The organism is Mycobacterium lehmannii, assembly GCF_001499925.1.
GTDB classification, from domain to species: Bacteria; Actinomycetota; Actinomycetes; order Mycobacteriales; family Mycobacteriaceae; genus Mycobacterium; species Mycobacterium lehmannii.
Genome location: NZ_LQIR01000008.1, coordinates 24,117 through 47,513, shown reverse-complemented (window position 1 = coordinate 47,513; position 23,397 = coordinate 24,117). Strand labels below are relative to the sequence as shown.

The 23,397-nt window shown below is 65.8% G+C and carries 27 protein-coding genes; 15 read left to right on the top strand and 12 right to left on the bottom strand.

From position 1 onward, the window contains the following. The first annotated feature begins 7 nt into the window (after positions 1–7). From AU192_RS06410 to AU192_RS06400, 3 genes are read left to right on the top strand one after another with little or no spacing between them, the layout of a single operon-like run. Positions 8–1,057 carry an enoyl-CoA hydratase/isomerase family protein gene (locus AU192_RS06410; RefSeq protein WP_064394943.1) on the top strand — a complete coding sequence of 350 codons (1,050 nt, stop codon included), beginning with the start codon at positions 8–10 and terminating at the stop codon, positions 1,055–1,057. Continuing rightward, on the top strand, positions 1,054–1,830 hold the full coding sequence (locus AU192_RS06405) for an enoyl-CoA hydratase (RefSeq protein ID WP_064394942.1): 777 nt from the start codon (positions 1,054–1,056) through the stop codon (positions 1,828–1,830). Before AU192_RS06410 ends, AU192_RS06405 begins: the two co-directional genes overlap by 4 nt. 9 nt (positions 1,831–1,839) lie before the next feature. Next, on the top strand, positions 1,840–3,552 hold the full coding sequence (locus AU192_RS06400) for an alpha/beta hydrolase (protein ID WP_064394997.1): 1,713 nt from the start codon (positions 1,840–1,842) through the stop codon (positions 3,550–3,552). Here the strand turns inward: AU192_RS06400 and AU192_RS06395 are convergent. Both AU192_RS06395 and AU192_RS06390 read right to left on the bottom strand, forming a co-directional pair. Beyond that, entirely contained in the window at positions 3,549–3,917 is a 369-nt protein-coding gene (locus tag AU192_RS06395) for a rhodanese-like domain-containing protein (protein WP_064394996.1), read from the bottom strand. The genes AU192_RS06400 and AU192_RS06395 overlap by 4 nt on opposite strands. Positions 3,918–3,919: 2 nt before the next feature. Further along, entirely contained in the window at positions 3,920–4,465 is a 546-nt protein-coding gene (locus tag AU192_RS06390) for a cysteine dioxygenase (protein ID WP_064394941.1), read from the bottom strand. A gap of 264 nt (positions 4,466–4,729) precedes the next feature. Here AU192_RS06390 and AU192_RS06385 point away from each other — a divergent pair, with 264 nt between their 5' ends. Both AU192_RS06385 and AU192_RS06380 read left to right on the top strand, forming a co-directional pair. Then, positions 4,730–5,155, top strand: a complete 426-nt coding sequence (locus AU192_RS06385) for a lipoprotein LpqV (RefSeq protein WP_094289266.1) — start codon at positions 4,730–4,732, stop codon at positions 5,153–5,155. A gap of 41 nt (positions 5,156–5,196) precedes the next feature. Continuing rightward, positions 5,197–6,195, top strand: coding sequence for a patatin-like phospholipase family protein (locus AU192_RS06380; RefSeq protein WP_064394940.1), 999 nt, complete (start codon positions 5,197–5,199; stop codon positions 6,193–6,195). Here the strand turns inward: AU192_RS06380 and AU192_RS06375 are convergent. Together AU192_RS06375 and AU192_RS06370 are read right to left on the bottom strand one after the other, a co-directional pair. Beyond that, positions 6,192–7,037 carry a patatin-like phospholipase family protein gene (locus AU192_RS06375; RefSeq protein WP_064394939.1) on the bottom strand — a complete coding sequence of 282 codons (846 nt, stop codon included), beginning with the start codon at positions 7,035–7,037 and terminating at the stop codon, positions 6,192–6,194. The two genes, AU192_RS06380 and AU192_RS06375, sit on opposite strands and share 4 nt — an antisense overlap. Before the next feature lie 49 nt (positions 7,038–7,086). After that, positions 7,087–8,136, bottom strand: coding sequence for an NAD(P)H-dependent amine dehydrogenase family protein (locus tag AU192_RS06370; RefSeq protein WP_064394938.1), 1,050 nt, complete (start codon positions 8,134–8,136; stop codon positions 7,087–7,089). A gap of 218 nt (positions 8,137–8,354) precedes the next feature. On the opposite strand from AU192_RS06370, the gene AU192_RS06365 reads away from it, so the two are divergent. Together AU192_RS06365 and AU192_RS06360 are read left to right on the top strand one after the other, a co-directional pair. After that, positions 8,355–9,557, top strand: a complete 1,203-nt coding sequence (locus AU192_RS06365; protein WP_064394937.1) for a lipid-transfer protein — start codon at positions 8,355–8,357, stop codon at positions 9,555–9,557. A gap of 18 nt (positions 9,558–9,575) precedes the next feature. Then, positions 9,576–9,890 (top strand): hypothetical protein, encoded by a 315-nt coding sequence (locus tag AU192_RS06360; protein WP_064394994.1) that lies wholly within the window; start codon positions 9,576–9,578, stop codon positions 9,888–9,890. Between the two features lie 56 nt (positions 9,891–9,946). Here the strand turns inward: AU192_RS06360 and AU192_RS06355 are convergent, their stop codons facing one another. After that, entirely contained in the window at positions 9,947–10,240 is a 294-nt protein-coding gene (locus AU192_RS06355) for a hypothetical protein (protein ID WP_064394936.1), read from the bottom strand. A 99-nt stretch (positions 10,241–10,339) separates the two neighbouring features. Here AU192_RS06355 and AU192_RS06350 point away from each other — a divergent pair, with 99 nt between their 5' ends. Beyond that, positions 10,340–11,221: an alpha/beta fold hydrolase gene (locus tag AU192_RS06350; RefSeq protein ID WP_064394935.1), complete on the top strand. Its 882-nt coding sequence runs from the start codon at positions 10,340–10,342 to the stop codon at positions 11,219–11,221. 16 nt (positions 11,222–11,237) lie between these two features. On the opposite strand, the gene AU192_RS06345 is transcribed toward AU192_RS06350, so the two are convergent. The 7 genes from AU192_RS06345 to AU192_RS06315 all read right to left on the bottom strand — a co-directional run bounded on the left by AU192_RS06345 (position 11,238) and on the right by AU192_RS06315 (position 16,300). Continuing rightward, a complete protein-coding gene (locus AU192_RS06345; RefSeq protein WP_064394934.1) occupies positions 11,238–12,254 on the bottom strand; it encodes a YncE family protein in 1,017 nt (338 codons plus the stop codon). Between the two features lie 385 nt (positions 12,255–12,639). After that, a complete protein-coding gene (locus tag AU192_RS06340) occupies positions 12,640–13,047 on the bottom strand; it encodes an STAS domain-containing protein (protein WP_064394933.1) in 408 nt (135 codons plus the stop codon). A 170-nt stretch (positions 13,048–13,217) separates the two neighbouring features. Next, positions 13,218–13,667: an ATP-binding protein gene (locus AU192_RS06335; protein ID WP_064394932.1), complete on the bottom strand. Its 450-nt coding sequence runs from the start codon at positions 13,665–13,667 to the stop codon at positions 13,218–13,220. Positions 13,668–13,699: 32 nt separating this feature from the next. Further along, positions 13,700–14,047: an STAS domain-containing protein gene (locus tag AU192_RS06330; protein WP_064394931.1), complete on the bottom strand. Its 348-nt coding sequence runs from the start codon at positions 14,045–14,047 to the stop codon at positions 13,700–13,702. Between the two features lie 152 nt (positions 14,048–14,199). Further along, a complete protein-coding gene (locus tag AU192_RS06325) occupies positions 14,200–14,910 on the bottom strand; it encodes a GAF and ANTAR domain-containing protein (protein ID WP_082694925.1) in 711 nt (236 codons plus the stop codon). 48 nt (positions 14,911–14,958) lie between these two features. Continuing rightward, positions 14,959–15,876: an esterase family protein gene (locus AU192_RS06320; RefSeq protein ID WP_064394930.1), complete on the bottom strand. Its 918-nt coding sequence runs from the start codon at positions 15,874–15,876 to the stop codon at positions 14,959–14,961. A gap of 142 nt (positions 15,877–16,018) precedes the next feature. Next, positions 16,019–16,300: a DUF732 domain-containing protein gene (locus tag AU192_RS06315; protein WP_064394929.1), complete on the bottom strand. Its 282-nt coding sequence runs from the start codon at positions 16,298–16,300 to the stop codon at positions 16,019–16,021. Positions 16,301–16,719: 419 nt separating this feature from the next. Here AU192_RS06315 and ectA point away from each other — a divergent pair, with 419 nt between their 5' ends. The 7 genes from ectA (at position 16,720) to AU192_RS06280 (ending at position 23,394) form a co-directional block, all read left to right on the top strand. Further along, complete coding sequence (gene ectA / locus AU192_RS06310; RefSeq protein WP_064394992.1) at positions 16,720–17,259, top strand: diaminobutyrate acetyltransferase; 540 nt, start codon at positions 16,720–16,722, stop codon at positions 17,257–17,259. Between the two features lie 17 nt (positions 17,260–17,276). Further along, positions 17,277–18,566, top strand: a complete 1,290-nt coding sequence (gene ectB, locus AU192_RS06305) for a diaminobutyrate--2-oxoglutarate transaminase (RefSeq protein ID WP_064394928.1) — start codon at positions 17,277–17,279, stop codon at positions 18,564–18,566. A 26-nt stretch (positions 18,567–18,592) separates the two neighbouring features. Next, positions 18,593–18,988: an ectoine synthase gene (locus AU192_RS06300; RefSeq protein ID WP_064394927.1), complete on the top strand. Its 396-nt coding sequence runs from the start codon at positions 18,593–18,595 to the stop codon at positions 18,986–18,988. Further along, complete coding sequence (thpD, locus tag AU192_RS06295) at positions 18,985–19,899, top strand: ectoine hydroxylase (protein ID WP_064394926.1); 915 nt, start codon at positions 18,985–18,987, stop codon at positions 19,897–19,899. The genes AU192_RS06300 and thpD overlap by 4 nt, the downstream gene beginning before the upstream one ends. A 537-nt stretch (positions 19,900–20,436) precedes the next feature. After that, positions 20,437–21,909: a hypothetical protein gene (locus tag AU192_RS06290; RefSeq protein ID WP_064394925.1), complete on the top strand. Its 1,473-nt coding sequence runs from the start codon at positions 20,437–20,439 to the stop codon at positions 21,907–21,909. 103 nt (positions 21,910–22,012) lie between these two features. Further along, entirely contained in the window at positions 22,013–22,690 is a 678-nt protein-coding gene (locus tag AU192_RS06285) for a hypothetical protein (protein ID WP_242656913.1), read from the top strand. Further along, positions 22,687–23,394, top strand: a complete 708-nt coding sequence (locus AU192_RS06280) for a Type 1 glutamine amidotransferase-like domain-containing protein (RefSeq protein WP_064394924.1) — start codon at positions 22,687–22,689, stop codon at positions 23,392–23,394. Before AU192_RS06285 ends, AU192_RS06280 begins: the two co-directional genes overlap by 4 nt. Positions 23,395–23,397 lie beyond the last annotated feature (3 nt).

Sequence of the window (23,397 nt, the reverse complement as noted above, 5' to 3'; positions counted from 1 at the left end):
CATACTCGTGGGCGAAAACGAGGATGTCCTAGTAACCGTTGACCGCGGCGTCGGCCTGATCACCCTCAACCGGCCCAAGGCCATCAATTCGCTGAACCACTCCATGGTCACCGCGATGTCGCGTGTGCTGGCCGAATGGGCCCACGACGATGCCGTCACCGCCGTCATCGTCGACGGCGCCGGCGAACGCGGCCTGTGCGCGGGCGGCGACATCGTCGCGCTCTATCACAGCGCCAGGGCCGAGGGACCTGACAAAGGACGTGAAGCGCGCCTGTTCTGGTACGACGAATACCTGCTCAACGCCCAGATCGGCCGGTTCACCAAACCGTATGTCGCCCTGATGGACGGCATCGTGATGGGCGGTGGCGTCGGGGTCAGCGCCCACGGCAGCGTGCGCGTCGTCACCGACACCACCAAGATGGCGATGCCGGAGGTCGGCATCGGCTTCGTCCCCGACGTCGGCGGCACACTCATCCTGTCGCACGCACCCGGGCTGCTCGGCTACCACGCCGCGCTCACGGGCGCGAACTTCGACGGCGCCGACGCGATCGCGATGGGATTCGCCGACCACTTCGTACCCCACGATAAGCTCGCCGACTTCAAGGCCGCGATCCTCGCGGACGGGATCAATGACGCACTGGCCGCCCATGCCGTCGAGCCACCGCCGAGTAATCTTCTGCGGCAACGCGAATGGATCGACCGGTGCTATGCCGGTGAGACCGTCCTCGACATCGTCGCCGCGCTGCGCGGTCACGACGACGCAGCTGCCGGCGAGGCGGCCGATCTCATCGAGAGCCGCTCGCCCGTCTCGGTTTCCGTCGCGCTCGAAGCGCTGCGCCGCGCCGCGAAACTCGACACACTCGAAGACGTGCTGCGCCAGGAGTACCGGACCTCGTGCGGGGCGCTGCGCTCCCACGACTTCGTCGAGGGTATCCGCGCCCAGGTTGTCGACAAGGACCGCAATCCGAAATGGTCGCCCGCCTCGTTGGCGGCGGTCACCACAGCCGACGTGGAGGATTACTTCGCGCCGGCCGATCGCGAACTGGAGTTCTCATGACCGACTACGACACCATTATTGTCACGCGTGACGACCGTGTCGCGACCATCACGCTGAACCGGCCGAAGGCACTCAACGCGCTCAACAGCCAGGTGATGGACGAAGTCACCTCCGCGGCAGCCGAATTGGACAACGATCCGGCGATCGGCGCCATCATCATCACCGGCAACGAGAAGGCGTTCGCCGCGGGAGCCGACATCAAGGAGATGGCGAGCCTGTCGTTCGCGGACGTCTTCGCCAGCGACTTCTTCGCAGCCTGGGGTTCGTTCGCCGCCACCCGCACCCCCACGATCGCGGCCGTCGCCGGCTACGCGCTCGGCGGTGGCTGCGAGTTGGCGATGATGTGCGATCTGCTGATCGCCGCCGACACCGCGAAATTCGGCCAGCCCGAGATCAAGCTCGGTGTGCTGCCCGGCATGGGCGGCTCGCAGCGGCTGACCCGCGCCATCGGCAAGGCCAAGGCCATGGACCTGATCCTCACCGGGCGCAACATGGGCGCCGAGGAGGCCGAACGCGCGGGCCTGGTGTCGCGGGTGGTGCCCGCCGACACACTGCTCGACGAGGCCAACGCGGTCGCCAAGACCATCGCCGGAATGTCGCTGTCGGCGTCGCGGATGGCGAAGGAGGCCGTCAACCGTGCCTTCGAATCGACCCTGGCCGAGGGCCTTCTGTACGAGCGCAGGCTGTTCCACTCGGCGTTCGCGACCGACGACCAGACCGAGGGCATGAACGCGTTCACCGAGAAGCGCCCACCGGCCTTCCGCCACCGTTAATCTGCGGTGGTGACCGACACCCGCGACGACACCGACAGCACGGTCGAAGAACCGCGGGAGAAGCCGGTCAAGACGTCCAAGGACACGCCTTGGTGGGTGCGCAACTACACCTTCACCGGCACCGCGCTGGGCCTGGTGTTCCTGTGGCTGTCGATGACGCCGTCGCTGCTCCCGCGAGGTCCGTTGTTCCAGGGGCTGGTCAGCGGAGGCGCAGGCGCTTTCGGTTATGCCCTCGGCGTGTTCGTGGTGTGGCTGGTGCGCTACATGCGGTCCAAGGACAGCAGCCCGCCCGCCCCGCGACAGGCCTGGATCGCCCTAGTGGTCATCGGCGTCATCGGCCAGATCCTGATGATCGTCTACTTCCACATCTGGCAGGACGAGGTCCGCGATCTCAACGGTGTTCCGCGCATGGGCTTCTGGGATCATCCCCTGACCGCCGTGCTGTCCATCGTGACGCTGTTCGTGCTCGTCGAGATCGGGCAGCTGATCGGCAGGCTCGTGCGCTTCCTGGTCCGGCAACTCGAACGCGTTGCACCGCCGAGGGTTTCGGCGGTTGTGGTGGTGGTGCTGCTGATCGCGCTCACCATCGCGCTACTGAACGGCATCGTGGTGCGCTTCGCGATGAGCACGATCAACAACACGTTCGCGGCAGTCAACGACGAGACCGACCCTGATTTCACTGCGCCCACATCACCGTTGCGGTCCGGCGGCCCCCAGTCGCTGGCCAGCTGGGAATCCCTTGGCCACCAGGGCCGGATATTCGTGGCGGCGGGGCCGACGGTCGAGCAGTTGACGGATTTCAACGGCCGGCCTGCCGTCGAACCGATCCGCGTCTACGCCGGTCTGCATTCCGCGGACGGAATCAAGGCAACCGCTGCGCTGGCGGCCCGCGAACTGCAGCGCACCGGCGGGCTGGACCGCGACGTCGTCGCCGTGGCCACCACCACCGGCACCGGCTGGATCAACGAAGCCGAAGCCTCTGCGCTGGAATACATGTACAACGGCGACACCGCGATCGTGTCGATGCAGTACTCGTTTCTGCCGAGTTGGCTGTCGTTCCTCGTGGACAAGGAGAACGCGCGACAGGCGGGTCAGGCGTTGTTCGAGGCCGTCGACGCGCTGATCCGGGAGATGCCCGAGGCGCAGCGACCGCGCCTGGTCGTGTTCGGGGAGAGCCTCGGATCGTTCGGCGGTGAAGCGCCTTTCCTCGCGCTCAACAACCTCATCGCCCGCACGGACGGTGCACTGTTCAGCGGCCCCACGTTCAACAACACGATCTGGACGCAGCTGACCCGTGACCGCGACCCCGGCTCCCCGATGTGGCTGCCGATCTACGACGACGGCGAGAACGTCCACTTCGCCGCCAGCGCCCAGGATTTGAGCCGGCCGGACGGCCCCTGGGGGGATCCGCGGGTGGTGTACCTGCAGCACGCGTCGGACCCGATCGCGTGGTTCAACCCGGATCTGCTGTTCGCCGAACCGGACTGGCTCAAGGAGCCACGAGGTTACGACGTCTCCGGCCGGATGCAGTGGATACCCGTGGTGACGTTCCTCCAGGTGTCGGCGGACATGGCCGTGGCCGTGGATGTGCCCGACGGGCACGGCCACGTCTACGTCAAGGATGTGGCCAACGCGTGGGCGGCGATCCTGCAGCCGCCGGGCTGGACACCGGAGAAGACCGAACGCCTGCGGCCGCTGCTGAGCAGCGACGAGAAGGACTAGACCAGAACGGCTTTCAAGGCGTGGTATCCGCCGATGACGTCGGTCGCGCGGTGCAGTCCCAGATCGACCAGCGCCGCCGCCGCCAGGCTCGAGGTGTAACCCTCCGAGCACAGCACCACCCACTCGACGTCATCGTCGACGGCCTGCGGCAGCCGCGCCTCGCTGGTCGGGTCGCAACGCCATTCGAGCACGTTGCGTTCGATCACCAACGCTTCCGCCACCTCCCCGTCGCGTGCGCGTTGGGCTTGCGGCCGGATGTCGACGAGGATCGCACCGCGGTCCAACGCCGCGGGCACCTCGGCCGCGGGCAACCGGTGCAGGCGGGCGCGGGCATCGTCCAGGATCCGGTCGATACGACTTGTCATGATCACCCCTCCGGTCCATCGGTCAGCTCGGTCCGATTGCGGCGCAACGTGTTCCGTTCCGTCACCTCGTAATACGACATCGCGGTCAACGGGGGTGAATAGGCATGCACGCTCAGCGCGGGCACGACCGGCGCCGACGTGTCACCGTCGGGTGCCCACACCACGTCGTGGACCCACCCCAGCGGGAAGGCCGCCTGATCCCCGGCGTGCAGCCGGCGACGCCGCAACGCTCCACCATCCCAGCGGGTCTCACGCAACGCGCCCGAGATCACCGTCAGGGCCCCAAGAGAGCCGCCGTGGTCATGCATCTCAGTCGACCGTTCGGGCACCCAGCTGATCAGCCAGATGTCGAGCTCGTCATCACCATGGAGGCGGGTGAACCAGCGTTCGTTGCGAGGCGGTCCGCCAGCAGGCAGCAGGTGGTCGTAGCGACCGGTGAGCACGTCGTCGGCGCAGCGGTCGGAAGCGAGCAACAGATCGGGCAGCCGCAGCCGCGTCGGTGCGGACACCGCGGGTGCGGCAGAGGGCAGAACTGCAGGGGAGGCCATGGGAGCTCCAAGAGAACCGGAAACGGGCAGGGGGCGGCGCTAGGGCCTACAACACTCCTGGCGTCCGGTCGTCATGAGGGCAAGCCTGGCATGGGCGTGCCATTCCAACCCGGCCCGAGGTGACGGTCCCGCACGCTCGGCGCCTGTCGTCGCAGGCCAGACCCGTATTTGCGGGGTCGGCGGATAGATTCACCGTGAGCGCAACCTCGCCGATCGGTGCAGCCGGTGTCGGTCGCGGGCGAGCCGTTGCCTAGATTGACGGGCATGCGCATGCGTCACGGTGTCGCGGCGGCCGCAGTGATGGTGGGTGTCGTCGCGGGATGCTCGTCGGGTACCGAAGACACCTCCGAGCCGTCAGCCGACTCGACGCCCACGGCCACCAGCTCGGAAACGCCCACCGCGGCACCGGGTTCGGTCGCCGTCTCCCCCGACGGTGTCACCACGGCGGTCGGCGCTCCCGCCGACTCGACCGAGGAGGAGTACTTCAAGGCCTGCGCCACAGCGCGGCAGTGGATGGACGAACAGGGTGGTGACCCGAAGTCTCAGATCGAGCCCTACCTCGGCATGGTGCAATCTACGGATTCGGCGGGGCCCGGAACGTACGGCACGCCGTGGACGCAGTTGCCGCCGCCCCGTCAGGCCGCGGTCATCGTTGCCGTGCAGGCGGCGGCCGACGGCCTCTGCGCCTGAACCGGCGGCCACAACCGGCGCCGGCAGGCGACAATGGCGGCATGGCTGGCAAGCGGGTCGCGCTGGCGCTGGGCAGCGGTGGCGCCCGCGGCTACGCCCACATCGGGGTGATCGAGGAACTTCAGGACCGCGGCTACGAGATCGTCGGCATCGCAGGATCGTCCATGGGCGCCCTCGTCGGCGGGCTGCACGGGGCGGGCAAGCTCGACGAGTTCTCCGACTGGGCGAAGTCGCTCACCCAGGGTGCCGTGCTGCGGCTGCTCGATCCCTCGATCACCGCGGCGGGCGTGCTGCGCGCGACCAAGATCCTCGACGCTGTTCGCGACATCCTGGGCGAGGTGCGCATCGAGGACCTGCCGATCCCCTACACCGCGGTCGCGACCGATCTCATCGCCGGCAAGTCGGTTTGGCTGCAGAGAGGCCCGGTGGACGCCGCGATTCGAGCGTCGATCGCGATCCCCGGGGTGATCGCACCGCATGTGCTCGACGGGCGCCTGCTAGCCGACGGCGGCATCCTCGAACCGCTGCCGATGGCGCCGATCGCAGCCGTCAACGCCGACCTGACCATCGCGGTGTCCTTGGCCGGCAGCGAGGCCGGCGGCAGCGAAGAACCTGCAGAACCAGCAGGACAGGGTCAACGCGCCACCACCGAGTGGCTGGCCAGGGTGTGGCGCAGCACCGCGTCACTGTTCGAGTCGAATGCGATGCTGAACCGCACGGGATCGGGACCGGAGGACGATCCGGCGGGCGGGGACAGCGAGGAGGAGCTCGTCGACGCGACGAAGGAAGCGTCCGTGGTGCCCAAGCTCGGGAGCTTCGAGGTGATGAACCGCACGATCGACATCGCGCAGGCGGCGCTCGCCAGGCACCAGCTCGCCGGTTATCCGCCCGACATGCTCATCGAGGTACCCCGTTCGGCTTGTCGGAGCCTGGAATTTCACCGCGCCGCCGAGGTGATCGACATCGGTATCGAGTTGGCGGCCGCCGCACTGGACGCGTTCGACACCAAGCCCGAATCGCCCAGCGTGACCGAAGATTAGAGGCCGAGGTGCTCGGCGATCTGAGCGGCGACGCCGCGGCCCTGTCTGCGTCCCGCATGCGCAGACGGTGTCCGGCACGCGGGGTCGAGCGGGTTGGCGCCGAACGCCGCCAGCGACTCGTCGTCGGCGAACACGCCGAAAGTGTTGCGCGTGGTGACCTCGTCCCTGGCGCCCGTCCCGAACGGTGACGGCGACGACAGGCCCTGTGGGATCAGGGCGACCACGACATCGCAATCGTCGGCCACGGCCAGGTTGACGGTGCTACCGACGCCGCCGTCCATGAAGCGGCGCGACCCGATGGTGACCGGCGGCCACACACCGGGCACCGCGCAACTGGCCGCGACCGCGTCGACCAGCGAGACGCCCGAGGTGCGGTCGAACGCCACCAGTTCCCCGGTCTCGGTGTCGATGGCGGTGATGCGCAGATCGCGGTCGGGCCAGTCGTGCGACGGCAGCCGCTGCTCGATCACCCTTCGCCGCACGTCTTCGGCGACGGTGCCCGCAGCGAGCGCGATCGCACCGATCCGCTGCAGTTTCTCGGTTTTCGAGCCGGGAGCGGTCATCGCGTCGAGGAACATCTGGGTGATCGTCTCGATCCCCGCGCCGGGGTTGATCTCCGACGATGTCGCCGAGGTCTGCCGGTCGAACAACGCGGGCAGGCCGAGGCCGCTCCCGAGTTGTGCGGCGACCGTCGAACCCGCCGATGTGCCGACCAGAACGTCGGAGGCCAACAACGCATCGGCGGTCGCGGGCGACTCGTCGGCGATGCCGGTCAGGATGCCGGTCTCCCACGCGATACCCGCCACGCCGCCCCCGGCCAGTACCAAAGCACGTCTCGTCACAGCCCGTGAGTGTGCCAGGTGAGCGGCGTCGCCCGCGCGGCCCCCAACACTACGCGAGGCCCTGCGCCGCCCTGCCGCTGATCAACGGTAGATCGAGATACGTTGCGATGCCGGGTTCTGCGGCGCACACCGCGGGCACCGAGTTCACACAGTGCGCCGCGGTGCCGACGATGCCGTACTCCGGGCCCTCTCCGCCGACCGCCGACTGAAAGCCCTTGACGACGATGTTGACATCCGGGTTGCCGCGGACCTCCATCTCGTAACGCTGGCCTTCGGGGCCGAATGTCCAAGCGGGGTCGAGGTTTTCCTCACCCATCAGCCAGTTCACGGTGACTCGCACCACCGGTTCCTCGTCGACGAGGGCCTCCCAGTGGAATTTGCGGCCGGCGACCTGCCCCGGTTCGATGACACCGATCGGTGATTCGATCGGTGCAGTGGCGACCGCGATCTCCTGCGCGGAGCGGACCTTCGGATCGGCACGGAAACCCACCTTGTCGACGATCATCTTCACCGCCTGGATGAAGCCACCGTCGAGCAGCTTCTGCATCGGTCCGCTGAGCGCCTTCTCCGGAACCTCACCAAAGCCCATCACGTGCCGTACGACGTCGGGTGCCTCGTAGGTGCGAAGGTCGGAATACTCTTCGGCCCGAACGAATGTCACGCCGGTCGAGAACGCGGAGAACAAGAGCGGAAACTTCTCGCTGATCCCGCCTGGCGCGATGCCGGTGCCGTGCAGCGTGGCATTTCCCGCGAGCGCCGCCTCTTGCAAAGGCGTGCCCTGCCGGGCGCTGGGATACACCCATCCGACCGGGGTGACGACGTTCTTACCGGACCGCAACAGTGCGGCCACCTCGTCCGGATTGGGCAACAGCGGTGAGTAGATCACCGCGTCGGCGTCGAGGGCGAGGATGTCGTCGACGCTGTTGGTTGCGGTCACCCCCACCGGCCCGATGCCGACGATCTCGCCGACGTCCTTGCCTGCCTTCGCCGGCGAGTGCACCCAGCACCCGACGAGTTCGAGGTCGGGATGTTCGAGCACACCCTTGATCGCTGCGACGCCGACGCCCCCGGTCGCCCACTGCACCACCCGTAGGCCCATAACCGACTCCTCACCGCGAAACTAGAACACGTTCTACTCTTGCAGGTCTACACCACAACCCGTCCCGCGCGGGCCACAATGGCCGCGAAGGCCGTAATCAAGATCAGGTTCGATGCCAGGGGCCGCCGCAGGGTGACCTCCTCGACGCTTTCATCAGCCGATAGACAGGTGGCGCGCTGTATGTTTCTGTCGATCGCAGGGCAGCGAAAGGATCATCAATGTCGACCGTCAGTAGTAACAGGGTCTTCGTCGTCGGTGTCGGAATGACCAAGTTCGAGAAACCGGGCCGCCGTGAAGGGTGGGATTACCCTCAGATGGCCAAGGAGTCGGGCACCAAGGCACTCGACGACGCCGGCATCGACTACTCCGAAGTCCAGCAGGGATTCGTCGGCTACGTCGCCGGTGACTCGACGTCGGGCAACCGGGCGCTCTACGAACTCGGCTTGACGGGGATTCCGATCGCCAACGTCAACAACAACTGCTCGACCGGTTCCACGGCGTTGTTCCTTGCCGCGCAGACGATTCGCGGCGGGCTCGCCGACTGCGTCATCGCTCTTGGTTTCGAGAAGATGCAGCCCGGGTCGCTCCAAGGCGGCCACGACGATCGGGAATCCCCGATGGCGAAGCACGTCGCGGCGATGGCTGAGATCGACGAGTTCGGATTCCCCGTCGCGCCCTGGATGTTCGGCGCCGCGGGTCGCGAGCACATGCGTCAACATGGAAGCACCGCACAGCATTTCGCGAAGATCGGATACAAGAACCACAAGCATTCGGTGAACAATCCGTATGCACAGTTCCAGGAGGAGTACACCCTCGACGACATCCTGGCCGCGAAAATGATCTCCGACCCGCTGACCAAGCTGCAGTGCTCGCCCACGTCGGACGGCTCCGGAGCGGCGATCGTGGCTAGCGAGGACTTCGTCGACAAGCACGGCCTGGCGGGCCAGGCGGTGGAGATCGTCGGCCAGGCGATGACCACCGACTTCGGGTCCAGCTTCGACGGCAGCGCCAAGAACCTCATCGGCTACGACATGAATGTCAAAGCCGCGCAGCAGGTTTACGACCAGTCCGGCCTGGGACCGGCCGACTTTCAAGTGATCGAGCTGCACGACTGCTTCTCGGCCAACGAGCTACTGCTCTACGAGGCGCTGGGCCTGTGCGCCGAGGGTGAGGCGCCCAAGCTCATCGACAACAACGACACCACCTACGGCGGGCGTTGGGTGGTCAACCCCTCCGGCGGGCTGATCTCCAAGGGGCACCCGCTTGGTGCGACGGGTCTCGCGCAGTGCGCGGAGTTGACGTGGCAGTTGCGCGGTGCGGCCGACAAGCGACAGGTCGAGGGCGTCACCGCCGCGCTGCAGCACAACATCGGGCTCGGGGGCGCCGCGGTTGTGACCGCTTACCAGCGCGCCGAGCGCTGATAGGGGATCATGGACCGCATGCGGACCACACGGATCCTCGCCGGAGTCGCCACCGTCGTGTGCGTGGCTGTCATGCTGCCCGCGGGTGTCGCATCGGCCGACGATCAGGAGTCGGCGCAGGAGGTCATCAGCAAGCTGCAGGATCAGGGGTACAACGTGACGATCGACAAGATCGGCACGGCCCCGCTGTCCGACTGCGTGGTCACCAGCGTGCGCAATCCCCAGGAGTTCACCCAGTTGGTGCCGCTGCTCGGCGGAAATCAGGACGGGGTGCTGTTCCCCGTGACCATCAGCAAGCCGATCTCGGTGTCGCTGGACTGCAGCGGTCGCTAGCGACTCCGGTGTGGTTGGTTGCGGCAGGCGCGACCAACCGCACCGAAACCGACGCATCAGCGTGAGCAATCCGCGGTGACGGTGATCGTGCGCTGGGCCACCACCCGGATCAGGTCGTCGCCGCGTCGCACCAATTCGGTTCGCTCACGGGCATTTCGGACATCGGTGACGACGCACTCGTCGAGGGGCGCACTCCCGATCCGATTGACCTTGACGTCGAAGCCCTGTGCCTCGAGTGTGGCGATGGTCAGCTCCGCCGAATCGGCCGCCGACGCGATGGCCGCCGGCGTGAGAATCGCACCGCATGCCACCGCGGCCAGCCCGACCATCGTCAACAGTATTGCGCGCATACCGCGCTCCCTTCGTGACCCGAAGACCCCGGTGGCCTTTCAGGTGGTACGACGGGACAACCGCGACGAAGGTTCAGCGCGATCTGATGGAAGGACGATATGACTGCGGAAGTGAGGACGCGCGACGGTCGTCGGCTGGCCCTCGCCGAGGTCGGCGACCCGAACGGTCCGCTTGTCATGCACAACCACGGTGGGCCCAGCAGCCGCTTGGAGGTCCTGCTGTTGGCGGACTCGGCGGCCAAGAACGGGATCCGGCTCGTCGGCGTCGACCGCCCGGGTATGGGACAGTCGAGCGTTCAGAGGGCCCGGTCGTACGCCAGCTGGGCCGAGGACCTGACGACCATCGCGGATGTGTTGGGCTACCGGGAGTTCGGCGTGACGGGCTGGTCGGAGGGCGGCCCATGGGCGCTGGGGGCCGCCGCCTACATCGACAGCGGGCGGCTGCGCCATGTCAGCAGCATTGCGCCCGGTAGTTACGGCGCGTTCGGTGACAATTCCGCGGCGCCGTACCTGTCGAAGATCGATGCCCTTGGCGGCTTCCTCGCGCTACGGTTCAAGCCCGCCTTTCGCCTCATGTATGCCGCGCTCGGGTACTCCGCCAAGACCATGCGCGACGGATTCGTCAAGACCCTCCGCAGGTCGGTCGGTGAGTACGACCGGCAGATACTGAGTCGCCCACAGGTCGAAACGACGTTCATGAATGCGGTCGTCGAATGCTTCGCTCACGGCTCGGACGGCTTGGTCCGCGACGCCGAAGTGCTCTACCGGCGCTGGGATTTCGACATCTCGCGGATCGCGAGGCCGGTGCATCTGTGGCAGGGGCTCGACGACCGACTCGTGCCCGATCCGATCAACAAGGCGGTGTCGGACTCGATGCCAGGTTCGGTGTGGCATCCCGTCGACGGAGCAGGGCACTTCGTCGCGATCGGCTCAGGCGACGAGATCTTCGCCCTCGCCGCGGACGAGCTGAGAACGCCGTGACCCTGGTCTGCGCTACCTAAGCCGTGACCGGCTCGAGCTCGCGCACCGTGGGGGCCGCGATCGGATCCGTCGCGACGAACTCCGAGTACAGCAGCGGCATCGACGCGCTCACGGCGAACATCGCCACCCCGCCCGAGTAGTCGGCCACATAAAGCCGACCGCCGTGCGAATCGACCGCCACGCAGGACGGCCTGCCGTCGACGGTGATCGTGTCGACGATCTGCAGCGTCAGCGTGCACAACACCGCGACGTGGTCATAGTCGACGATGTAGGCCCTGCTCTTGTCCTCGCCCATCGCGAGCTGCGTTGGGGCGCCGCCAACCTCGACGACATCGGTGATGCGTCCCGACGACAACTCGATCACGTGCACCACACCGCCGCGGGTCCGGTCCGAGCTGAGGACGAACGCCGCACCGTCGGCGAGCGCGATATCGCGAATCGGTGCACCGATACGCACCGCGCCGCCGACACGGCCGGTCTCGAGTTCGACGGTGAGGACCGCGCTGCCGCGCGCGTCGGTGGTCGCGACGTATAGCCGCGTTCCGGTCGGATCGATCGCGAGGGCATCGATGCCGATGCCCGCGCCAGTCGCGATGTCGATGGTGCCCACGCGGTCGGCGGGGATGTCGATCACCGCGACGTCGATGTGCCCGTCACCGGTTCGACCGGCGTAGACGCGCTTGCCGTCGGGGCTCACGACCAATGCCGTGACGTTGTCCGCCAGCGGGTACGAAGCGATTACCGACCTGCTCGCGGTGTCCAGGACGGTCACCTCGTCCTTGTGGGTCCAGGACGACGTGCTCACATAAGCGCGGTCGTCGTGGACTGCCACCGCGAAGGGCTCACCGTGGACCGCGACGATGGCCTCGGCGGCGAGGGTGCGGGGATTGAGCACCGCGACGCTGTCGTCGCCCGGGTGCGTCACCACGGTTGCGCCGGTGCCGGTTGCGGCGATATCGCCGATCGGTCCTCGGCTCAGCTTCACCGCACCCAACGCCGTAGGCGCATGTTCAGGCATCAAAAAGTCAACCATCGAAAATCGGTACCTCCGCCGGCATCGCGTGCAACCGGCCCTAGATTCCAAGTCGTAACGCGCCAAATCGGCGCGGCCTGGACCGAGTCTAGCGACGAAATCCGATATCCCGCGGCGGTGCGAAAAGCGGCACCTTAGACAATCTGTGAACCTCTCAGACACCGCTTAGAAAAGCGTGCGTTACCCGATTGTTACCAAAATTCGGCAACGCCAAGACGGTCATGACCTGTGGAAATACCGCTGCCGCAAGACTTTCCGAATAACGCGGTCGAGCGCGTTTATAAAGGTTTCTTACCTTTCGACGACAAAGTGAGCGGTAAATCACAGGCGACACGACAGCAAATCAGCAACAGGCGCCACGACCGTCACAGAACGAGGTACGAAATTAGCCCACCAGCCGGAGCCGGGGTCTGCGAGGCGGCGTCGGCGGGTTCACGCGGACCACCGGAATCAGCTCCTCGGGATCACACAGTGCGAGAACCCTGGACACGACGGCACCGGGCAGCACGCGCCACGGCACACCGGCCCGAAGGAGCCGGGCGTTGAGGGCGTGAAGGGCGGTGACCCCGTCGAAGGCGAAGAAATCCAGACCGGACAGGTCAAGGGTGACGTGCTGTGCGTCTGCGATCGTTTCAGCGACCAGAGCCGCGAACTCCTTGGCGTTGGCGGCGTCGACCTCACCTGTCACTATCACGACGATGTGGCCGGGTCCACCGATTGCACCTGTGCTGGAGGCGACGGACAGCGCACGCCTGGGCTGCGATGACGGGCGTTCGATCGCTGCGACGGACATTTCCGGTTCCCCACCGCGTCCGGGTTACCGCTGCCAAATTTCGCGCCCGGCGCAGCTGTCGGGTGGGGCGCTGTCGACGCCCGGGGAGTTTTCGCCCATGCCTGCGCTCGCTTTCTGCGATGGAAGTCAGCGATGCGCCTTTACCCGCGTCGGACGCCGGCCAAACACAATCAAGCAGAAGTTGCGAAAGGCTCCTCGGAGGCGAGCCGGCAATCGTCGAACTCGAGCTGTACGCGGGTGCCGGACGCCGAGGCGTCGATCGCGGCCCGATCGGACAGGGCGCGCATGAGCTGGATACCGCGACCGCGGGTGTTCGGCTTGCCGTCGGGCTCCTTCTCCAGCCAGGCTCCCTGGTCGGAGACGGTCGCGACGAGGCGCCGATCCTCGGCGTCATACCGGGCCGTCACCGACATGGTTCCGGCCTGCCCAGCCTGGACATAGGCGAACTCAGCGGAATTGGTCAGCGCTTCGTTCACCGCCAGCAATATGTCGCTGAGCCGGTCGGCGTCGAGCGCGAAATTCGTTCGGAGCCATTGCGCAAAGGCATTGCGGAACTCGGCAACGGTCTGCGCGTCTGCGGGGCCGTTGCTGGAAAAGCCGAGTTCCGTCGGAGCGTTCATGGTGTTCTCTGTTTACCCCGTCCGGCCCGAGCTCACGCTGTGATGTTGTCGAGCGCGGCGTCCAGCGAGGAAAACAGGTCGATCAGGTCGGCGATCCCCGTGATCTTCAACGGCCGGCTGGTGGCGGATCCGTCCGCGACGACGGCGAACTTGGTCGCGGTGCCGTCGGTCTGGTTGTGGGTCTCCATCAGCACCTGCATGCCCGCGGACCCCAGGAACTCAACACTGGTCAGATCGACGATCAAGCCCACCGGATCCTTGCCCAACGCCGCCTGCACAGCGTCGCGCAGCTGCGGTGCCGTGAGCATGTCGAGGTCACCTGAGGCGGCGACGACAGCGACGCGTCCCACCCAGTTCTCGGTACAAAGTTGTCCGTCCAAGCCTCACCTCTTGTTTGGCAACCACCGTAGCGGTCATGGCCGATCGCGCGAGGCTGCAGTCTTAACCCGCGCAATAGGGTAGCGGCTTCACGGTACCGATACCTAAACGGGGACCCATCCGCGCCGGTCAGGCCGCAATTACTCGGCTTTGGCTATGTTGGCCGGTGCGCTGTGTCCACCAGTTGCACCGCGATCAGGTGCAACGGCGTGTTCTTCTCCTGGGAGAGCGTCACCAGGAGGTTGAACGCAGCGGACGCGTCGACGCCGAAGCGCTCCATGATCATGCCTTTGGCCTGCCCGATGATGTCGCGCGATGCCAGAGCGGTTTGGAATTGATCGTCACGACGCGCGGTGGCCAAACCGATCGCTGCGTGCGCCGCCACCGCCAGCGCCAGATCCTCGAGTTGTGGCGTGAACGCGCGAGCCCGGTCCGAGTAGAGGTTCAGCGCACCGATCTCCAAATCATGGGTGTAGAGCTGGATGGACAGGCTGGAGCGCACCGGGGTGGTGTCCACGGCGCGCCGCATGAACTCAGTCCATCGGTTCTCGGTCTCGAAGTCGTCGATGCGCACCGCCACGTGGTCATGGTTGGCGTCGACGCACGGGCCCTGCTGCAGCTCCTCCTGCAAGGTGTCGAGGTTCTTGGGCGCCGGACCCGTGGTCGCGACCGAGCGCACCCGCCGGCTCTTCGGATCGACCAGCGAAATTCCCGCGTGGTGCACATTTGGCAGGATGCGCACCGCCGTCGTGGTTACCTCGTCGGCAAGGTTGTCGACGCCCATGTCGGCGCTCTTCTGGCTGTACAGGCTCCGTGCCAACCGGGCGATCTCTTCGTGAAAATCGCCGTCGCGCGGATCCGTCATGTCTCACCCCACACAATCGGTTCCCGGCCATCGTATGACCGAACCCTGTCAGGGGCGCGCGCCTGAAAGGATGCGCACCAGGTCGGGCTTCATCGCCTGAAGCTGCGAACCCCAGTACGCCCAGGTGTGTGTCCCGTCAGTCGGGAAGTTGAACACCGCGTTCCGTCCGCCTGCGGCGAGGTACTTCCGCTGGAACTCTTTGTTCGTCGACAGCGTGATGTTTTCGAGGAACTGCGCGCTGTACTGCGCACCGAAGTTCGCGCCGTCATCGAGTTCGGAGGTCGCGCCGTTTCCGCAGTAGACCCACAGCGCGGTGTTGTTGGCGACCAGCGTGTTGACGTTGACCATCGGATCGTTGCGCCGCCATGCCGGATCCGACGTCGGCCCCCACATATGGGCCGCACTGTAGCCGCCGGCATCCTTCATCGAGAAGCCGATCAGCGTGGGCCACAAACCGCTCGACGGGTTGAGGTAGCCCGAAAGCGAACCGGCGAAGATGAACTGGCGCGGATGCCATACGGCGAGGGTCAGCGCCGCGCTACCCGACATCGAAAGTCCCACAACGGCATTGCCGATCGGCGCCTGACCCCGGTTGGCCGCCAGCCAGGCGGGCAGTTCCTGAGTCAGGAACGTCTCCCACTTATAGGTCACGGTGCCTGCGCTTCCCACCGCAGGCTGATACCAGTCGGTGTAGAAGCTGGACTGCCCGCCCACGGGCATCACGACCGAGATACCCGACTCGTAGAACCACTCGAACGCACCGGTGTTGATGTCCCAACCGTTGGCATCCTCCTGCGCGCGCAGCCCGTCGAGCAGGTACACCGAATGCGGGCCGCCACCTTGGAACTGCACGCGGATGTTTCGCCCCATCGCCGGGGACGGCACCTCGAGCGTCTCCACCGGCAACCCGTCCCGTGAATACGCAGCGGCCGTCGGCGTCGGGATCCCAACGCAGACGAGCAGCATCGCGAACAGCGCTGCCCAGAGTGGGCCTACAGACGATTTCACGCGGGCAAGCTAGCAATTCGGCGTCGGCACGCTCAGCGTGCCACGCAGCGCTTGACCAGCTTGTTACCAAACCTCAGCCGTCAATTGAAGCGGCCGCGGATCAACAACCGAGTTCGTTGATCGCGATGCTGACGATGTCTGCTGCAGCGGTAACCGAAACGCCCAAATCCTCGCGCACCATCAGCATCGATTCGGCGGCAGGCACGCCACGCGACGCGTTGGCGCAGACCTTGTTGCCCGCGGCGATCAATTGGTCCGCCGACAGGAAGACGTACGTCTCCTGAAGCTTGCGCACAAACTCCGCCTGATCGGCCCCTGCCGGCGCGGCGAATGCGACTGCTATGGCGGTAGCACTTATGAACAGTCCGACGATGCGGCGCACAGAATTACCCTCTCCAATCGATCCGATGTCCGCGGCGCACTCGGAAACCGGCCGAGCGCCAGGCGCAAAACCCCTACACCCGCGGGCCCTGACGACATTCCATCCACAGTGACGGACGCGTCAGAACGTACCCGTTGTAAGGGGAACGAATCATTTACGACGTCGGTAGGTAACGTTTCGATAACGGCTTGATCAAGTGACCGCCGTCTCACACTTCGGCATCCGCGCAGGTAACCCCCGTGCCCGGACACCGCCCGGCGCGTGCCCGTGAGCTGTGGAAACTTGCCTGTCATTTTTTGCTGACATACCGTCATAACGCCGATGACGTAACTGATGTGATTCGATGATTTTGTTCGGTGGTGACAACGCAAGTGACCATTCGCGACCGGGACCCAGTCCCGGAGGAGCGGACAGCTGGTTTGAAAGCGCCAGCAGTGCAGCCAGATTCGTGGACGAATCATCTCCGCTCGCCGAATGAGGGCGATGCCATCGCAATGCATCGTCTGGTGGCCGAGACCGAAGTCCTCGATCTGAACTCCACCTACACATACCTGTTGATGGCCACGGACTTTGCCAGTACTTCCATCGTCGCGGAAAAAGACGGCGAGATCTGTGGATTGATCACTGGCTACCATCCGCCGGCTCGCCCCGAGGTCCTCTTCGTCTGGCAGGTGGCCGTCTCGGCGGCTGCGCGGGGAACCGGGTTGGCCAGCGCCATGCTCGACGGCCTCGTCCACCGCGTTCGCGCCAACCGCCGAGGCCATCCGGTCACGGTGGAGGCCACGGTGGCACCGAGCAACTCGGCTTCGCGCGCGTTCTTCGGCGCGTTCGCCCGGCGACACGGGGTGCCCCTGATCGAGGAACCCCGCTTCACCGCCGCACACCTGGCGGCCGATCAGTCCCACGAGGACGAGCCGACTGTCCGCATCGGACCCATCACCACACCTTTGGCCGACTGACCCCTCAGAAAGGACACATGTCTACGCCAGCAACACTCCCCCGTCCCGACGAATCCGACCTTCCCGAGGTCTATAACTCGGTCGAATCGGAAGTACGCAGCTACTGCCGTGGATGGCCGACCACCATGGCCGTTGCGCAGGGCTCGTGGATGACAGATACCTCCGGGCGGCGCTACCTCGACTTCTTCGCCGGAGCCGGCGCGCTGAACTACGGCCACAACAACCCCGAGCTGAAACGGCCGTTGATCGAATACCTGGCCAACGACAACATCGTGCACTCGCTCGACATGGCGACCGCGGCCAAGACGGAGTTCCTGCAGAACTTCGAGCAGCTGATCCTCAAGCCTCGCGACCTCGACTACAAGGTGCAGTTCCCGGGCCCGACCGGGGCGAACGCCGTCGAGTCGGCGCTCAAGCTGGCCCGCAAGGTGACCGGTCGCGAATCGATCATCAACTTCACGAACGCATTTCACGGCATGACCCTCGGCGCACTGTCGGTCACCGGCAACTCGATGAAGCGCGCCGGTGCCGGAATCCCGCTGGTGCACGCCACACCGATGCCGTATGACAACTACTTCGGCGGCGCCACCGAAGACTTCCACTGGTTCGAGCGCGTGCTCGACGACTCGGGCGGCGGGCTCAACCACCCGGCCGCGGTGATCGTCGAAACCGTGCAAGGCGAGGGCGGTCTCAACGTCGCGCGAATGGAGTGGTTGCAGGCGCTCGCCGAGCTGTGCAGCCGCCGCGAGATCCTGTTGATCGTCGACGATGTGCAGATGGGCTGCGGACGCACCGGCCGGTTCTTCAGCTTCGAAGAGGCCGGCATCGTCCCCGACATCGTCACGCTGTCCAAGTCGATCAGCGGATACGGCCTGCCGATGGCACTGACCTTGTTCCGCAGGGACCTGGACGTGTGGGCCCCCGGCGAGCACAACGGCACGTTCCGTGGCCACAACCCGGCGTTCGTCACCGCCAGCAAGGCACTCGAGATCTATTGGCAGACCGAGACATTCAGTGATGACACGATTGCCAAGGGCCAGCAGGTCCGAGACCGCCTGGAAACCATCGCCGACAAATATCCCGGCGTCTCCGCGCGCGGGCGCGGCATGGCGCAGGGGCTCAAGTTCGAGGATGCGCCGATGGCGTCGGCCGTGTGCCGCGCGGCGTTCGATCGCGGGGTCCTCATGGAGACCAGCGGCCCCTCGGACGAGGTCGTCAAGCTGCTTCCCCCGCTGACCACTTCCGAGTCGGATCTCGATGCGGGCATCGACATCCTCGCCGAGTCGGTCGCCGCAACGCTTTCCTGACCACATCACGCCGAAAGGAGCACGACGTGATCGTGCGCACCACTGACGAGATCACCGGCACCGAACGCGACGTGTCGGCCAAGGACTGGAGATCCAAGCGCATCATCCTGGCGGGTGACGGCGTCGGATTCTCCTTCCACGAGACCACTATCAACGCGAACTCGGTCAGCGATTTCCACTACCGCCATCACGTCGAGGCGGTCTGGGTGGTCGAGGGCACGGGCACGCTGACCAACCACGAAACCGGTGAGGAGCACCCGCTTGGGCCCGGCACCATGTATCTGCTCGACGGGCATGAACGCCACCGCGTCACGTGCCGTACTCAGCTGCGGATGCTGTGTGTATTCAATCCTCCCGTGACCGGACAAGAGGTTCACGACGAGACTGGTACCTACCCTCCCCCGGCGGTGCAAGCAAGTTGAGCGACAACATATTTACCGACACCAGGGACCGATATCCCACGCGGCTGTCGGAACCGAGCGATCCGATTCCGCGGGCCGAGCCCACGGTGTGGGGCCAGGAGTCGGACGGTCCGCTGTTCGAGACCGACCTGCAGTCGATCGACGCCAACGGATACCTGGTGCAGCGGTCGGCGGTGGATGACAACTGGCTGACGACGCTGCGCGGCGAGTTGAACAACATCGGCGCCAAGGCCGACCCGGAGGACCCGCGGATCATTCGTGAGCCCGGCGGCAGTATCCGGTCGGTGTTTCAACCCCATCTGTTCAGCGATGTCATCGCCGAGGTGGTCACCCTCGACACGGTCTTGCCCGTGGCCCGTCAATTGTTGGGCAGTGACGTCTACCTACACCAGGCGCGGATCAACTTGATGCCGGGATTCACCGGGACCGGGTTCTACTGGCATTCCGATTTCGAGACATGGCACGCCGAGGACGGCATGCCCGCCATGCGGGCGGTGTCGTGTTCGATCTCGCTGACCGACAACTTTCCCTACAACGGCTCGCTGATGGTGATGCCGGGTTCGCACAAGACGTTCTACCCGTGCGTCGGCGCGACTCCGCGCAACAACCACACCTCCTCGTTGGTGAAACAGGAGATCGGTGTTCCGAGCCAGGCCACGCTCAGCGAGGCCGCCGCCCGCTACGGCATCGACCAGGTCACCGGGCCTGCCGGTACCGCGCTGTGGTTCGACTCGAACGTGATGCACGGTTCGGGTTCGAACATCACGCCGTTGCCGCGCTCGAACGTCTTTCTGGTCTTCAACTCCGTCGACAACCAGCTCGTGGCGCCCTACCGAGCCGAGACTCCGAGGCCCGAATACCTGGCGGCAAGGGACAGCCAACCTTTCAGCACTCCTTCGCTGGTGCAGTGAACGTCGCCGTGGCCGCCCGGTAAGGGGCGGTCCACGCGACGGATGCGGGCAACGGACTCGACGTCCATCGCGTTTGCTTTCTTTCCGCCTTGCCGCTTCGGCCCTCCCAGGCGGTCGCGCAATGGCCCAGGCTCAACGCTTGCCGCCCTGCCGATCTTCGCAAACTGGACAGCGAGGCGACCCTGCCTGAAGCGGCCTCCCGTTCGAAGGACTGCCCGCCCTGCTCGCCGTGACCCTGGGAGGTGCCAGCTACCAGCCGGCGCTTGCAGATTCTATTTGCCACAGCCCTCGCCGCTCCCTTGCGGACGTGCAGATGTTCAAGACATCAGCGAAGTAGTTTCGCGGCCCTCACGATCGCTCACAGACGATTCGAGAGCATCTTAGCTGTTCAACAGCGCCTTTTTGATCATCGGACGATAAGGCACGGACGATCACAGCAATTCCCTCCATCGATGATTTCATGGCAACTTGCCATCAGTATCGACGCAGGCGTAGGTTGCTACTCGTAGCAAGCGCGCAAACAAGGGGAGGGGCTTGATGAAGGCCAGCGCCAAGAAATATGTGACGACCGGGGTGGCACTTGTGGGGGCAGGCGTCATCGCCGCTGGGCCGATCGCACCGGCACCAGCGAACACCGTCGCAGAAAGCCGATCGCACAACGTGGCTTTGATGGCCGCGAACACCAGCGAGATCCAACGTCAATTCGAAGCGCAACAGGCTTTGCTGGAGATATTCGCACCCGGTGCCGCGCTGGAGGACTTCATCGAGGGCACCCTCGCGGCGTTCAACCGGTCGGGTGCAGAAGGGGTCAGGGACTACAGGCCGGTCACCGGGTTCGACAGCGTGGGACGGATCGGACAGGGATTCGCCGCGTCCGCGCTGCGGATCGGGTCCACCGCGCTCGCCCCGCTCACCTTGATCGAGCTCGCGCAAGCGATCAGCGACGGCGGCGACGGCGGGGGCTTCGAAGCATTCGTGAAGAACATCGTCGACGCGCCGCTGTGGACGATCGACCCCGCGCTGTTCGCGTTGCGTGACGCGTTGCCGGCGCCGCTGGGAGGACCCGGCGGGCTCGTTATGACCGTCCGCGATCAGCTCTACAGGCTCACCCTCGAGATCAACGAGGGGCTGCAGGATCCGGGCGCGCTGGTGCAGCGCTTCGTCGAGGGGACCATCGAGGCGTTCGAGCGGCCCGGGCCCGTCGCATATGAAGAGGTGGCCGGACCGATCGATGCGTTCTCTCGCGTCACCCAGGGTGCGATCGCGTCGACCCTGCGGCTGGCCGCCGCAGCCGTGCTCGGCCCGGTGGGCGTCGTGCAGGCGGTCGCCGCCGTCGCCCAGGGTGACACCGAAGCTGCACTCACTGCGGTGGAGAACATCGTCGACGGTCCGCTGTGGGTGGCCGACCCGGCGCTCTACGGACTTCGCGACGCCCTGCCGGCCCCGATCGGCGGCCCGGGCAATCTGGTCGAAAACTTCCGCAACGGATTGTGGAGCGCGACCGAGCGGATCAACGGTTCGATCCGCGACATCGTCGTACGCGACGAAGCCCCGGCAGAGCAGGAGGAGGTCCCCCTGAGGGCGGACAGCCAGCGGCTAGCCGGCGTTGCAGCAGAGGCGCCGAAGGTGTCGCCGCAGGATGAGTCGGTTCAGAAGAAGACCGAACTCAGTGCGGAAAAAGGCTCCGAAAAGCCCTCCGAACAGCCGAAGCCCGCGAAGCAGGAGCGCAAGCGTCTCAGCGACCTGCTGCCCAAGAAGTTGCAGCCAAAGAAGCCCTCGGATCGCAACCTGCTGAGGCCGTCGGCGAACTTCTCTCCGGGTGCCACTACCGGCACGCAGGCCCCGACAGGTGAAGGCGCGAAAGAGGTCGTGGACGTCGACGTTCCGAAGAAGAAGGAAACGACGGTTGCCACGCCGACCCGCTCCACGCAGGACAGCGAACCCGGCACCAAACCCGGTGACAACGGCGCCGGCGAAGCTGGGGGCGACAGCTCCGGCAACAACACGTAGTACTTCACTCACTCGACAGCCCCGGGGCACTGCGCGCCGGGGCTGTCGACCGTTTTCACCGAACCAACGGAAACGTCGGTCCCGCTCAATTACTTTGGCTGATGTGGAACCACCCCACAGCTACGTACGGGACACATCAGCGTCGGTGGTGCACCACGGGGACTACCTCAACCGCGATGCCCATAAGGCGCTCTGCGGTCTCGTGCTCACCAAGGTCACGACGCTCGACGACGTCGCGGGAGAAGGAGCGGTCTGCGCGGACTGCGAGGCGAAGTTGGCGCAGTACCACGCCGCATGGTGGCGCGAACGAGCCATGACCGTCGAGGCTGAGCTCGAAGAGCTCCGCATCAAGTACCGCCAACTGACCGGGCAGGCTGAGGAGGCGCACGAACCCAGCGCGGAAAGCGCGCAGACCACTGACAGCCCCGCGGCCGACGAGGAGCCGACGTCCCTGCTCGGCCGCGCACGAGTGGAGCTCCTGGCGCTCTGCAGTCAGTGCGACGGGGTCGTGCCCTACTGGCGGTTGAAAACCACCATGCAGGCGTTCAGCGACGAGCTCAGCACCGACGAGCGAGTCCAACTCGCCCAGGAGATCGGCGCCGACGGATCGCTGATCCGTTGGTGCACAACAGAAATCGGCAACCTCGGATGGCAGGTCACCAACAGCCCGGTCCAGGAGGAATCCGAGGCCATGTGGGACGCCTGGACCCACGATGCGTATCAGACACCCAAGAAGAACAAGTGGCGCCTGGGTCGGTCCCGGTCCCGGGACGCCAGTTGACGTCGGGTCCACAGGGCCAGCCGCGACCGCTCTTCCTGCTGGCAGACAGTCAACTGCTGTTTTGGAAGCGACAGGAGCGGTCGCTGCTCGAGCCGGCGGTCGACGAGTTGGCTCGAGACGCACCCCCGAGTGCCGCCTACATCGGCGCATCAAACGGTGATCGTCCCGAGTTCTACGACATCTTCGAAGCGGCCATGGACGACGTCAGAATAGCCGACCTCCGCATGGTCGGCTCGTCGTTCGGCGCCGACGATCGCGTCTTTCTCGAGCGGGCCAGCGTGGTCGTCCTCGCCGGCGGTGATGTGCGGATCGGCTGGAACGTCTTTCAGAGCACCGGCATGGCGGACGTGATCCGGGCTCGCTACGCGCATGGGGCTATCCTGGTCGGCATCTCCGCCGGTGCGATCCAGCTCGGCCGCTACGGAATCGTCGAGACATCCGAGTCGGCCGTGACAGAACTGCTCGACGTGTTCAAGTTCGTTCCGGCAATCGTCGACACGCACGACGAGCGCTCGGGCTGGGCGCGGCTGTCGGGAACCGTCCATTCGCTGCAGGGAGCCGCAACCGGGATCGGCATCCCCGCCGGTGGTGGGATCATCGTGCACCACGACGCCACCGTCGAGCCTCTGCGGCACCCTGCGCACGAATTCCGTTATGAGAAAACAGGTGTCGTGCACTCGCTGTTGTGCCCGGCCGAGGAGTGACCG

Bases quoted from the DNA above. Each gene is read 5' to 3' on its own strand.
- AU192_RS06405 (WP_064394942.1), top strand. From the start codon at position 1,054: ATGACCGACTACGACACCATTATTGTCACGCGTGACGACCGTGTCGCG.
- AU192_RS06395 (WP_064394996.1), bottom strand. From the start codon at position 3,917: ATGACAAGTCGTATCGACCGGATCCTGGACGATGCCCGCGCCCGCCTG.
- AU192_RS06390 (WP_064394941.1), bottom strand. From the start codon at position 4,465: ATGGCCTCCCCTGCAGTTCTGCCCTCTGCCGCACCCGCGGTGTCCGCA.
- AU192_RS06385 (WP_094289266.1), top strand. From the start codon at position 4,730: ATGCGCATGCGTCACGGTGTCGCGGCGGCCGCAGTGATGGTGGGTGTC.
- AU192_RS06380 (WP_064394940.1), top strand. From the start codon at position 5,197: ATGGCTGGCAAGCGGGTCGCGCTGGCGCTGGGCAGCGGTGGCGCCCGC.
- AU192_RS06370 (WP_064394938.1), bottom strand. From the start codon at position 8,136: ATGGGCCTACGGGTGGTGCAGTGGGCGACCGGGGGCGTCGGCGTCGCA.
- AU192_RS06365 (WP_064394937.1), top strand. From the start codon at position 8,355: ATGTCGACCGTCAGTAGTAACAGGGTCTTCGTCGTCGGTGTCGGAATG.
- AU192_RS06360 (WP_064394994.1), top strand. From the start codon at position 9,576: ATGCGGACCACACGGATCCTCGCCGGAGTCGCCACCGTCGTGTGCGTG.
- AU192_RS06355 (WP_064394936.1), bottom strand. From the start codon at position 10,240: ATGCGCGCAATACTGTTGACGATGGTCGGGCTGGCCGCGGTGGCATGC.
- AU192_RS06350 (WP_064394935.1), top strand. From the start codon at position 10,340: ATGACTGCGGAAGTGAGGACGCGCGACGGTCGTCGGCTGGCCCTCGCC.
- AU192_RS06345 (WP_064394934.1), bottom strand. From the start codon at position 12,254: ATGGTTGACTTTTTGATGCCTGAACATGCGCCTACGGCGTTGGGTGCG.
- AU192_RS06340 (WP_064394933.1), bottom strand. From the start codon at position 13,047: ATGTCCGTCGCAGCGATCGAACGCCCGTCATCGCAGCCCAGGCGTGCG.
- AU192_RS06335 (WP_064394932.1), bottom strand. From the start codon at position 13,667: ATGAACGCTCCGACGGAACTCGGCTTTTCCAGCAACGGCCCCGCAGAC.
- AU192_RS06325 (WP_082694925.1), bottom strand. From the start codon at position 14,910: ATGACGGATCCGCGCGACGGCGATTTTCACGAAGAGATCGCCCGGTTG.
- AU192_RS06320 (WP_064394930.1), bottom strand. From the start codon at position 15,876: ATGCTGCTCGTCTGCGTTGGGATCCCGACGCCGACGGCCGCTGCGTAT.
- ectB (WP_064394928.1), top strand. From the start codon at position 17,277: ATGTCTACGCCAGCAACACTCCCCCGTCCCGACGAATCCGACCTTCCC.
- AU192_RS06290 (WP_064394925.1), top strand. From the start codon at position 20,437: ATGAAGGCCAGCGCCAAGAAATATGTGACGACCGGGGTGGCACTTGTG.